We start from the raw sequence: 11792 nt of genomic DNA on the forward strand, positions 1-11792 counted from the left end.
TCGCCCGCGTGGTGGGCCTGGGTCACGATCAGCGTCCCAGCATCGGCAGATTGAGACCCGCCTCGCGTGCGGTCTGCTGCGCGAGTTCATAGCCGGCATCCGCGTGACGCATCACGCCGGTGGCCGGATCGTTCAGCAGCACACGGCCGAGGCGCTGGTGCGCGGCTTCGGTGCCGTCCGCGACGATCACGACGCCCGAGTGCTGCGAGAAGCCCATGCCGACGCCGCCGCCGTGATGCAGCGACACCCACGACGCACCGCCCGCGGTATTGAGCAGCGCGTTCAGCAACGGCCAGTCGCTGACCGCGTCCGAGCCGTCCTTCATCGATTCGGTTTCGCGGTTCGGGCTCGCGACCGAGCCCGTGTCGAGATGATCGCGGCCGATCACGATCGGCGCCTTCAGCTCGCCGTTCTTGACCATTTCGTTGAACGCCTGGCCGAGACGATAACGATCCTTCACGCCGACCCAGCAGATCCGCGCCGGCAGACCCTGGAACGCGATGCGCTCGCGCGCCATGTCGAGCCAGTTGTGCAGATGCGGATCGTCGGGGATCAGCTCCTTGACCTTCGCATCGGTCTTGTAGATGTCCTCCGGGTCTCCCGACAGCGCGACCCAGCGGAACGGGCCCTTGCCTTCGCAGAACAGCGGGCGGATATACGCCGGCACGAAGCCGGGGAAATCGAACGCGTTCTCCACGCCCATTTCGAGCGCCATCTGACGGATGTTGTTGCCGTAGTCGAGCGTGGCCGCGCCGCGTTCCTGCAGCGTCAGCATCGCCTGCACTTGCCTCGCCATCGACTGTTTGGCCGGCGTGACGATGCTGTCCGGCGCGGTCTTCTGACGCTCGCGCCAGTCTTCCACCGTCCAGCCCTGCGGCAGGTAGCCGTGGATCGGATCGTGCGCGCTGGTCTGGTCGGTCACGCAATCCGGCGTGATGCCGCGCGCGACGCACTCGGCGAACACGTCGGCCGCGTTGCCGAGCAGGCCGACCGAAATCGGCTTGCTGGCCTTCTTCGCTTCGTCGAGCATCGCGAGCGCTTCATCGAGCGTCTTCGCTTTCCTGTCGACGTAGCGCGTCTTCAGACGGAAGTCGATGCGCGTCTCGTCGCATTCGACCGCGATCATCGAGAAGCCCGCCATCGTCGCCGCGAGCGGCTGCGCGCCGCCCATGCCGCCGAGACCGCCGGTCAGAATCCAGCGGCCCGCAGGCTTCCCGTCGAAGTGCTGGTTCGCGACCGCGAAGAAAGTTTCGTAGGTGCCCTGCACGATGCCCTGGCTGCCGATATAGATCCAGCTGCCCGCGGTCATCTGGCCGTACATCATCAGGCCCTTGCGGTCGAGTTCGTGGAAGTGTTCCCAGGTCGCCCAATGCGGCACCAGATTCGAATTCGCGAGCAGCACGCGCGGCGCGTCCGCATGCGTGCGAAACACGCCGACCGGCTTGCCCGATTGAATCAGCAGCGTTTCGTCTTCGTTCAAATCCTTCAGCGACGCGAGGATCTGGTCGAAGCAATCCCAGTTGCGCGCGGCGCGGCCGATGCCGCCGTACACGACGAGCGCGTGCGGGTGCTCGGCGACCTCGGGGTCCAGATTGTTCTGGATCATCCGGTACGCGGCTTCCGCGATCCAGGTCTTGCAGGTCTTTTCCGCGCCGCGCGGTGCGCGGATCGTGCGAGTCGGATCCAGACGCGGATCGATGTGTTTCGGATTGTTCATGGTGTCCCTCGGAATGCGTGACGATGTTCGATAAAGATTCGGCGGAAACGAGAAGGCGCGAAAAAGCGCGAAAAGGCGCGAAAAAGCGAATTCAGAAATGCCCAGTGAAGCGGTAACGGGTGCCCGGATGCCACAGATTCGCGATCGAGGCGACCTCGCCTTGCGACCACGTACGCCGGTGCAGCACCAGACACGGCTCGCGTTCACTCATGTTCAACAGCTCGCGCGTGATGTCGTCGGCGGCAAGCGCCTCGATGCGGTACTCGACGCGCTGCAGCGGCGCGACGCGCACGAGGTACTGGTTCGGCGTGGTGTTCGTGAAGTCCTGCAGCCCGTATTCGGGCGCGACGGCCGGATTGACCCAGCGTTCCTCCAACTGCACCGGCTCGTCGTTTTCGAAATGCAGCAGACGCGAATGAAACACGGGGCTGCCCGCGCTCACCTGCATCTCTTCGGCGAGCGCCGCATCGGCGATGCTGGCGCCGATGTTCAGCACCTTCGCCTGATAGCGATGACCGCGCGCAACGATTTCATCGGAGATGCTGCGGATCGCCACCAGGGTCGACTCGTACTTGGGCCGCGCGACGAAAGTACCCGAGCCTTGCACGCGTGTGAGCACCTGCTCCGAGGTCAGCTCGCGCAACGCGCGGTTGACCGTCATGCGCGCGACGCTGAACTCGCGCGCAAGCTCGTTTTCGGAGGGCACCTGGTCGCCTTCGGCCCACTCGCCCGCATGGATGCGCGCGAGGATGAAGTCCTTGATGCCCTGATAAGCGGGTGCGTTCATTGTCGTGATCCGCGCTCTCGACGACTCATTGTTCCGACACGAACGAGAACGGGCTCAGCTTCGCGACCGCGCCGGCCTGCACGAGCTTCGTGACCGCCGCGATATCCGGTGCGAAGTAGTGATCGAGCTCGTAGTGCGCGACGTCCTTGCGCACGAGGTCCATCACCTTCTGCAAGCTCGGGCTGGTCTTGTGCGGCGCGCGCAGATCGACGCCCTGGGCGGCGGCGAGCAATTCGATCGACAGGATGTTCGCGGTGTTCTCGGCGATGTCGCCGAGCTTGCGTGCGGCGAACGTCGCCATCGACACATGGTCTTCCTGGTTCGCCGACGTCGGCAGCGAGTCGACGGAGGCCGGATGCGCGAGCGTCTTGTTCTCCGACGCGAGCGCGGCAGCCGTCACGTGCGCGATCATGAAGCCGGAGTTCACGCCGCCATCCTTGACGAGGAACGGCGGCAGGCCCGACAGCGTCGCGTCGATCAGGAGCGCGGTGCGGCGCTCGGCGAGCGCGCCGATTTCCGCCGCGGCGAGCGCGAGGTTGTCCGCCGCGAACGCGACCGGCTCGGCGTGGAAGTTGCCGCCCGACAGCACTTCGCCGGTGTCCGGGAAAATCAGCGGATTGTCGGAAACCGCGTTCGCTTCCCTCAGCAGCGTTTCGGCGGCCTGGCGCATCTGGTCGAGACACGCGCCCATCACCTGCGGCTGGCAGCGCAGGCTGTAGGGGTCCTGCACCTTGTCGCAATCGGCGTGCGACACGTTGATCGCCGAGCCTTGCAGCAGCGAGCGATATGCGGCCGCCGCGTCGATCTGGCCTTGATGGCCGCGCAGTTCGTGGATGCGCGCATCGAACGGCTTGACCGAGCCCATCGCCGCATCGACCGACAGCGCGCCGGCGACGAGCGCCGTGCGGAACAGGTCTTCGATCGCGAACATGTTGTAGAGCGCGAGCGCGGCCGACGCCTGGGTGCCGTTCAGCAGCGCGAGACCTTCCTTCGCCTGCAGTGTGAGCGGCTTCAGGCCGACGAGCGCGAGGCCCTCGGTGGCCGGCATGCGCTCGCCCTTCGCGAACACTTCGCCGACGCCGAGCAGGATCGCCGACATATGCGCGAGCGGCGCGAGGTCGCCCGATGCGCCGACCGAACCCTTGACCGGGATCACCGGCAGCACGTCGGCGTTGAACAACGCGATCAGCGCTTCCATCACTTCACGGCGGATGCCCGAGTGGCCGCGGCCGAGGCTCGAGAGCTTCAGCGCCATCAGCAGACGCACGACCGGGCGCGACATCGGCTCGCCGACGCCGACGGCGTGCGACAGCACCAGATTGCGTTGCAGCAATTCGAGCTGATCGCGCGGGATGTGGGTGCTGGCGAGGCGGCCAAAGCCCGTGTTGATGCCATAAGCCGGCTCGCCCTTGGCGGTGATGTCGGCGACGGCCTGCGCACACGCGTCGATGGCGGCGTGGCTCGCGGGATCGAGTTGCAGGGTGACCTGCTCGCGTGCGATCTGGCGCAGTTGCGGGAGGGTCAGGTAGCCGGGCTTCAGAATCATGGTTGTCGTCCTGTCTATACAAGTTCAAATAAGTCTAGCCGGCGGACCTTGTATATACAACTTCTTTTTCAAGATTCCGTGCCTGGGGATTTCCATTATTTGCCGCACGATTCCGCGCAAGATCGGCAGGTGTGGCTGCGCGTCGGCATGCGGTGGAGCAGGACGCATGGGCCGGCGTGGGCTCTGCGGCTTAACCTACAGTTGTATATACACCTTTGCGGCGCGGCCCGGCCGATATCTGAGTTATAGGAGAGAAGGCGCCGCGACGCGGATCAGAGCTTGACCCGCGCCGCGATGAAATCGAGGAAGCACTGCACGCGCCCCGCGAGCGATGCGCTCTGGTAGTACACCGCATGCACGGGTTGCCGTTCGTCGACGAGCAGGTTGCCGAGAATCGGCACGAGGCGGTTGTCGCGCACGTCGGCGGCGGTCATGAAGTCGGCCAGACAGGCGATGCCCCAGCCGGACAGCGCCAGTTGCCGCAAGGTTTCGCCGCTCGATGCGGTGATCGACGGTTCGATCTTCAGCAGCGCGGCTTCGTCCCGTTGCCCTTTGACGCGCTTCGTTCCCCGTCCCCTTTCCCTCAACGGCCAGCGATTCAGATGCTCAGGCGCCGTAAAGCCGATCAGCCGATGCGTGCGCAACGCATCGAACGTGCTCGGCTCGCCGTGCTCGGCCAGATACGCCGGGCTCGCAAGCACGCGCAGCCTGCTCTCGCCGAGCGCGCGCGCATGCAGCGTCGAATCCTGCAGCGCGCCGATCCGAATCGCGACGTCGACCTTCTGTTCGAGCAGATCGACGATCCGCTCGTTGCTGGTCAGTTCGAGCCGGATCTCCGGATACAGCGCCGAAAACGCGGTCATATGCGGCGCCACGCAATGCAGCATGAACGGCGACGCCGCATCGACGCGCAAGCGCCCCGACGGCCGTTGGCGACCGCGCGCGACCGACTCCTCGGCCTCTTCGAGCGCGTCGAGAATCGCGCGGGCGCGCCGCAGGAACGCGTCGCCCTCCTCGGTCAGATGCAGACGCCGCGTCGTACGCCGCACCAGCGCGGTGTCGAGCTTCTGTTCGAGGCGCGTGAGCGCGCGGCTCACGCCGGAGACGGTCTGCCCCAGTTTCTCGGCCGCCGCCGTGATCGAACCGCTGTCGATCACGGTGACGAACACCAGCAATTCGTCGGTGGAGGTTTTCATTGTTGATTTCAAATCAAGATTGATTTGAGACTAACACGCTTTTTGCGAGAATCCGAGCGAGCGATACTGCGTGCCTGTACCAGCATTTCCCTCAGGAGAACGTCTTGAAGATTTTCGTTACTGGCGCAAGCGGTTTTATCGGCGGCTCGATCGCGGCGCATCTGGCGCGCGCCGGTCATGTGGTGCGCGGGCTGATCCGCAAGCCCGAACACAGCGCCGAGCTGCAACGGCTCGGGATCGAGCCGGTCATCGGCACGCTCGACGACCGCGCGCTGCTGATCGCCGAAGCGCAAGCGGCCGACGCGGTGATCAACGCCGCGAGCAGCGATCACGAAGGCGCGGTGCGCGCGCTGATCGACGGGCTCGCGGGTTCGGGCAAGGTGTTCCTGCACACGAGCGGGTCGAGCATCGTCGGCGATGCGTCGGGCGGCGAAGCCCGTGAAGCACGCATCTATCACGAAGACGCGCTGCCCACCCCGAGCGCCGACAAGGCCGCGCGCGTCGCGATCGATCAGCTGGTACTCGACGCCGCGCAACGCAACGTGCGCTCGGCCGTGCTGTGCAACACGCTGATCTACGGTCACGGCGCGGTGGCCGGCAGCGCGAGCGTGCAGTTGCCGCGGCTCGTGCGCCAGGCGCAAAAGAGCGGCGTCGTGCGTCATGTGGGCAGCGGCGGCAACATCTGGTCGAACGTGCATATCGACGACGTCGCCGAGCTGTATCGTCTCGCGCTCGATAAAACCCCTGCCGGCACGTTCTATTTCGTCGAAAGCGGCGAAGCGTCGTTTAGCGACATGAGCGCCGCGATCGCGCGCGCGATGAAGCTCGGCGCGCCGCAAAACTGGCCGCTCGAAGACGCGAAACAGGAATGGGGCTACGAAATGGCCTCGTACGGTCTCGGCTCGAATAGCCGCGTGCGCGGCGAGCGCGCGCGCAGGCTGCTTGGCTGGCAGCCGCGGCGCACGTCGGTGATCGAATGGATCGAACGCGACATGATGGTGCCGTAAAGCGCCGTCTGACGGGGCTTTGCGCTCGTCACTGGCCGTAAACTGTGTAAGCACGGCCGTTGCGAATCCGTAAGCTCATTTCGCTAGAATCGCGAGCACCTGACGGTGCGATTCCACCGTCGCATCCCCGCTCCGATTCGACCGATGAGCTTCGCGCTGAACTTCGACTGGCTGACCAACCTGATGGCGATTCTGTTCGTCGTCGCGTGTCTGTACGACACGCGCTACGACGAATACGGCGTTCTGACGCTGGCCGCCGCCGCGATGAGCCTCATCGTGATGGCGATGGAATTGTTCCTCAAACCCGCCTTCGAGATGGCGCTGTAACGCGCTTTGCAGCGCTCATACGGCGCGAAGGCGACGCGCCTGCCAGCGCGGCGCGCGCCCCTCGCCCTCTGCGTCCACCCGCTTCACCACTTCACACCGTGTACGATCCGCAGGCCGGGCACGCCGCGCGCGCGTGATCGTCGTAGCGGTCGTGATGCCTGACCCAGTCGGTCAGATTGCTCTGCTCGTTGCGGCCTTTCGGCGCGATGTCCAGCAGCGCGTAGGTGTTCACGAAGCGCTCGTCGCCGCGCGCGTAGCATGAGTACGTGTGGTACACGTCGCCGCTTTCGTCCTTGTAGAACACGCTGTGGCCATGCTGTTCGTCGATGCCGACGTCCTGCTCGGTGAAGTTGTAGAACGCCTTTTTGCTCGCCAGCTGCTCGGGCGTGAACGACACGTGATAGTCGAAATTGAAATCGCTGCCGCTCGACGACACCCACGGAAAGGTCCATCCCATGCGCCGCTTGAACGCGTCGATCTTCTCGAGCGGCGCGTGCGATACCGTCACATAGCTGACGTCGTGATGGACCAGATGCGTGAGAATGCCGGTCATATGGTCCGACAGGAACGAGCAGCCGACGCACCCCTCCTCCCAGTCCGGGCCCAGCATGAAGTGATAAACGATCAGCTGGCTGCGGCCGTCGAACAGTTCCGCGAGCGTCTTGCGGCCATCAGGCGTATCGAACGTATAAAGCTTCTCGACCTTGACCCACGGCAATTCGCGACGCTTGCGCGCGAGTTCGTCGCCGGCGCGCATATGCGCTTTTTCCTCGGCGAGCAGCGCGCGGCTCGCGGCCAGCCACTCTTCCCGGTTGCCGATGCGATGTTGCGGTTCCATCTGCGTCTCCTTTCCTGCGCATGCAGGTCCTGACCATAAGGTTATGGTTTAGAAGCACCGGCGCGGAAGTCAAGGACAGGTGGGCACCAGGGACCGGCCAAAAAGATACGCGGCACGCCGCGGATCGAACCGCGACGCACCGCGTCAAGGTGGAGAACCACGACTGCCTGCAACGAAACTCAGATCGCCCAGCCGCCGAGATAAAACCCGACCAGCACCACCGCGATCGCCACGGTGCCGACATTGAGCTTGCGATACTCGCCGCTGACGACGCGTCCGATCACGAGCGTCGCGAAGCCGAGCATGATGCCGGTCACGATGTTCGCGGTCAGCACGATGAACACCGCGCACACGAGCCCCGCCATCGCATCGACCATGTCGTCCATATGCAGCTTGCTGACGTTCGACAGCATCAGCAGCCCCACGTACATCAGCGCGGGCGCGGTCGCGTACGAAGGCACCAGCGCGGCGAGCGGCGAGAAGAACATCACGACCAGAAACAGCAGACCGACGACCGCCGCCGCCATCCCGGTCTTCGCGCCCGCCGCGACCCCGACCGTCGATTCGATATACGCGGCCGCCGGCGCGCCGCCGAGCAGGCCCGAGAAGATCGAACTCAGCGAATCGGCGGTCAGCGCGCGGCCGCCGTTGATGATGCGGCCGTTCTCGTCGAGTTGCCCCGCCTGGCCGGCGACCGCGCGGATCGTGCCGGTCGCGTCGAACACGGCGGTCATCACGAGCGCGAGCACGCTCGGCAGCACCGCCATCGACAGCGCGCCCTTCACGTCCATCGCGCCGATCAGCGACGCATGCCCCGGCGCGCTCAACGACGGCACCGCGAACACGCCGTGAAACGCCACGGCCGGATCGATCGCGAGCCCGATCGCCGAGATCGCGACGATCACGATCAGGATCGAGCCCGGCACGCGCCGCCGCACCAGCCCGAAGATCGCGGCGAGTCCGGCCACCGACATCAGCGCCGGCAACGCCGTGATATTGCCGAGCGACACCGGCAGCCCCGCGCCCGGATTCTTGACGACGAGGCCGACGTCGTTCGCTGCGATCAGCAGCAGGAACAGGCCGATGCCGATGCCGGTGCCGTGCGCGATGCCGGTCGGCAGATTGCGCAGGATCCACGAGCGCACGCCGGTCACCGAAATCGTCGTGAACACGACGCCCATAAGGAACACCGCGCCGAGCGCGACGTTCGGATGCAGGCCCTTGCCGAGCACGAGGCCGAACGCGGTGAACGCGGTCAGCGAGATCGCGCAGCCGATCGCGATCGGCAGACGCGCCCACACGCCCATCAGCAGCGAGCCGAACGCGGTGGTCAGACACACGGCGACGAACACCGCGCTGGTATCGAAGCCCGCCTTGCCGAACATGCCCGGCACGACGAATACCGAATAAACCATCGCGAGGAAGGTCGTGATGCCCGCGACGATCTCCTGGCGCTGCGTGCTGCCGCGCGCGGAAATGTCGAAGTAGCGGTCGATAAAGCCCTTACCGCGGAATGATTCGGTTGCGAAGGATTCGCTCGCGACGTCGGAATTCGCGAGGGCCTGGGGTTCCATCATGATGAGTGCCTCCTTTATCAGCGCGCTGAAACGGCCGCCAGCGCGGCCGTCATCAGGTTCGTCTCGTGGATTTGTTGGTGTGGATAACGCTTTTCTGAGTCGAAATGTAGGTGAAGCGAACTATGCGTCCAATCGCATGTATGGCATGCCGGACATGTCGCGCGACTTATAACTTTTGCGCGACGGTCGCTCGCGCCAGCACTGCGCGCGTTTACACCTACGGCATTCGAGCAGCCGCGAAACGCGCCGAACCCACTTCGGCGATCGCGTTGCAGGCACGCGGCGCGCAGCGCAATACCGCCAGAGCATCGGCGAAACGCCTGCAAGCCAGTCCGTGAAAGCCTGCCCGCGCGGCAGCGCAGGTTAAACTCTGGGCCGTACCCCATTCCAACCGCGGCGGCTCATCGCGCCCGTCCGCACCTGCCCGTGGAGTTTTTCCTGATGACTGGCGGTTTTCCGCGCCCCGCCGGGCGCCTGCCGATTGTCCCGTTTGGACCGCTTGGACCGCTTGGACCGCTTGGACCGCTCGATTCGCCTGATTCGCTGGAGATGCTTCGACTGTTTCGCTGGCTATGCACCGTGGCCGCGCTGTTCGCGCTCGCCGCGCTGTCCGGTTGCAGCAGCCTGCTGTGGGGTACGCAGCAGGCGCCGATCGTCGACGCGCGGGTGATGCCGGTCGAGCCGCCGAGCGCGCCGGTCGCCGCGTCCGCGCCCGAGCCGGTCGAGACCGAGGCGAACGAGGGGCCCGAGGAGCCGAAGAAGCCGAAGAAGCCGGTCGTCAAGCCGCACAAGGTCGAACCGCCGCCGCCCGTCGTCGCGCCGGCTCCGCCGCCGCCGCCCCCGCCACCGCCGCCGCTGATCGTACTGCGCACGATCGAGCGCAGCGACGCGCGCGCGCTGCTCGACAGCCCGGTGCAGAAGCCCGACGGCAAGGTGGTCGGCCGCGCGATCGACATGACCACCGACGCGGCCGGCAAGCCGCGCGAGATGGTCGTCAATCTGCAGGGCTTCCTCGGCGTCGGAGATCGCAAGGTGAACTTTCCGTGGGGCACGTTCCACTTCACCCCGACCGCGAAGGGCGCGCCGATCACACTCACCGCGACGGCAGTGCCGGCCGCCGCGAACAAGACGAATGCGCTGGAGCTGGCGCTGCTCGATGCGACCGTCGAGCGCGCGAACGGCGCCAAGGTGGGCCGCGTGGTCGACGTGCTGATCGACGGCTACGCACAGCCGCAGGCGGTCGTGCTCGACGTCGGCGGCATCGTCAGCACCGACCGGCGCACGATCGCCGCGAACTGGTCGGCGCTGCGCTTCGTCACGCGCGACAAGGAGCTGCATCCGCAGATCGAGCTGAGCGATGCGCAGATCAACGCGACGCCGCCCTATGTGGCCGACAAGCCGATCCGCGCGGTGTCGCCCGCGCCGCCACCCGCACCGCCTGCGCAGCCTGCCGCGAACGCCGCGCCGGCGGCCTCCGCGCCGCCGGCCGCATCGGCCGTCGCGGTTTCCAACGCACGGGCGGTCCGATGACGGTCCGCACTCAGGTCACGGCGCGAAGTCTGCGCGCGCTCGATTGGCTCAACTTCTTCGTCGCCAACGTGCAGACGGGCTTCGGGCCGTTCATCGCGTCGTACCTCGCGTCGCACAAGTGGACCCAGGGCGAGATCGGCATGGTGCTGTCGGTCGGCACGATCAGCGCGATGGTCAGCCAGGTGCCCGGCGGCGCCGCGGTCGACGCGCTGCGCAACAAGAAAGCGGCGGCCGCATGGGCGATCACCGCGATCATCCTGAGCGCGATGCTGCTCGCGATGAGCCCGACCCTGCTGCCGGTGATCGCCGCCGAGGTGTTCCACGGCTTCGCGAGCTGCATGCTGACGCCGGCGCTCGCGGCGATCTCGTTCGCGCTGGTGGGTCGCGCGAATCTCGGCGACCGGCTCGGCCGCAACGCGCGCTGGGCGTCGATCGGCAGCGCGGTCGCGGCGGGCCTGATGGGTCTGTTCGGCGAGTACTACTCGCCGCGCGCGGTGTTCTTTCTGACCGCCGGTCTCGCGGTTCCCGCGCTGATCGCGCTCTCTATGATCCAGCGCACCGACACCATCGAGCTGCCGCAAGCGCTGCCCACCCCTGAGCAGCTCGAGCGCCGCGAAAGCCTGCGCGAGCTGCTGCGCGACCGGCGCATGCTGCTGTTCGCCGCGTGCATCGTGCTGTTCCATCTGTCGAACGCGGCGATGCTGAACCTCGCAGCCGGCGAAGTGACGGCCGGCATGGGCGACAACGTGCAGCTCGTGATCGCGGCGTGCATCATCGTGCCGCAGGCGATCGTCGCGATTTTGTCGCCGTGGGTCGGACGCTCGGCCGAACGCTGGGGCCGCCGGCCGATCCTGCTGCTCGGCTTCTCCGCACTGCCGATCCGCGCGCTGCTGTTCGCGGGCATCAGCAGCCCTTATCTGCTGGTACCGGTGCAAATGCTCGACGGCTTGAGCGCCGCGGTATTCGGCGTGATGCTGCCGCTGATCGCCGCCGACGTCGCCGGCGACAAGGGCCGCTACAACCTGTGCATCGGCCTGTTCGGACTCGCGGCCGGCATCGGCGCGACGCTGAGCACGACGGCGGCGGGCTTCGTCGCCGATCGCTTCGGCAACATGGTGAGCTTCTTCTGCCTCGCGGCGGCCGGTGCCCTCGCGGTGCTGCTGGTGTGGGCGGCGATGCCCGAGACGCGCGTGGTGGCGGCTAGCAACGGCGATGGCAATGGCGCGGCGGTGCCCGGGCGTGGGAAGTCGGCGGCGCGGTGAGGCGC

10 protein-coding genes are annotated in these 11792 nt (G+C 66.4%); 4 read left to right on the forward strand and 6 right to left on the reverse strand.

The window, feature by feature from the left end:
* Window positions 1-28: 28 nt before the first annotated feature.
* The 4 genes from hutU to AB3X94_RS15755 all read right to left on the reverse strand — a co-directional run bounded on the left by hutU (window position 29) and on the right by AB3X94_RS15755 (window position 5246).
* Window positions 29-1717, reverse strand: a complete 1689-nt coding sequence (gene hutU, locus AB3X94_RS15740) for a urocanate hydratase (RefSeq protein ID WP_368612027.1) — start codon at window positions 1715-1717, stop codon at window positions 29-31.
* A gap of 91 nt (window positions 1718-1808) precedes the next feature.
* Window positions 1809-2504, reverse strand: a complete 696-nt coding sequence (gene hutC, locus AB3X94_RS15745; protein ID WP_176108985.1) for a histidine utilization repressor — start codon at window positions 2502-2504, stop codon at window positions 1809-1811.
* A gap of 25 nt (window positions 2505-2529) precedes the next feature.
* On the reverse strand, window positions 2530-4050 hold the full coding sequence (gene hutH / locus AB3X94_RS15750) for a histidine ammonia-lyase (protein WP_368612028.1): 1521 nt from the start codon (window positions 4048-4050) through the stop codon (window positions 2530-2532).
* Window positions 4051-4322: 272 nt separating this feature from the next.
* On the reverse strand, window positions 4323-5246 hold the full coding sequence (locus tag AB3X94_RS15755) for a LysR substrate-binding domain-containing protein (RefSeq protein ID WP_368612029.1): 924 nt from the start codon (window positions 5244-5246) through the stop codon (window positions 4323-4325).
* Between the two features lie 104 nt (window positions 5247-5350).
* Here AB3X94_RS15755 and AB3X94_RS15760 point away from each other — a divergent pair, with 104 nt between their 5' ends.
* Complete coding sequence (locus AB3X94_RS15760; RefSeq protein WP_368612030.1) at window positions 5351-6253, forward strand: NAD-dependent epimerase/dehydratase family protein; 903 nt, start codon at window positions 5351-5353, stop codon at window positions 6251-6253.
* A gap of 144 nt (window positions 6254-6397) precedes the next feature.
* Complete coding sequence (locus AB3X94_RS15765; protein ID WP_176108988.1) at window positions 6398-6580, forward strand: hypothetical protein; 183 nt, start codon at window positions 6398-6400, stop codon at window positions 6578-6580.
* A 91-nt stretch (window positions 6581-6671) separates the two neighbouring features.
* Here the strand turns inward: AB3X94_RS15765 and AB3X94_RS15770 are convergent, their stop codons facing one another.
* Complete coding sequence (locus AB3X94_RS15770; RefSeq protein WP_368612031.1) at window positions 6672-7418, reverse strand: DUF899 domain-containing protein; 747 nt, start codon at window positions 7416-7418, stop codon at window positions 6672-6674.
* A 179-nt stretch (window positions 7419-7597) separates the two neighbouring features.
* Complete coding sequence (locus AB3X94_RS15775) at window positions 7598-8995, reverse strand: NCS2 family permease (RefSeq protein WP_368612032.1); 1398 nt, start codon at window positions 8993-8995, stop codon at window positions 7598-7600.
* Window positions 8996-9544: 549 nt separating this feature from the next.
* On the opposite strand from AB3X94_RS15775, the gene AB3X94_RS15780 reads away from it, so the two are divergent.
* Together AB3X94_RS15780 and AB3X94_RS15785 are read left to right on the forward strand one after the other, a co-directional pair.
* Window positions 9545-10525, forward strand: coding sequence for a PRC-barrel domain containing protein (locus tag AB3X94_RS15780; protein ID WP_368612095.1), 981 nt, complete (start codon window positions 9545-9547; stop codon window positions 10523-10525).
* Window positions 10522-11787 (forward strand): MFS transporter, encoded by a 1266-nt coding sequence (locus AB3X94_RS15785; protein WP_368612033.1) that lies wholly within the window; start codon window positions 10522-10524, stop codon window positions 11785-11787. The genes AB3X94_RS15780 and AB3X94_RS15785 overlap by 4 nt, the downstream gene beginning before the upstream one ends.
* Window positions 11788-11792 lie beyond the last annotated feature (5 nt).

The organism is Paraburkholderia sp. BR10923 (assembly GCF_040948765.1).
In the GTDB taxonomy this organism is placed as follows: Bacteria; Pseudomonadota; Gammaproteobacteria; order Burkholderiales; family Burkholderiaceae; genus Paraburkholderia; species Paraburkholderia youngii.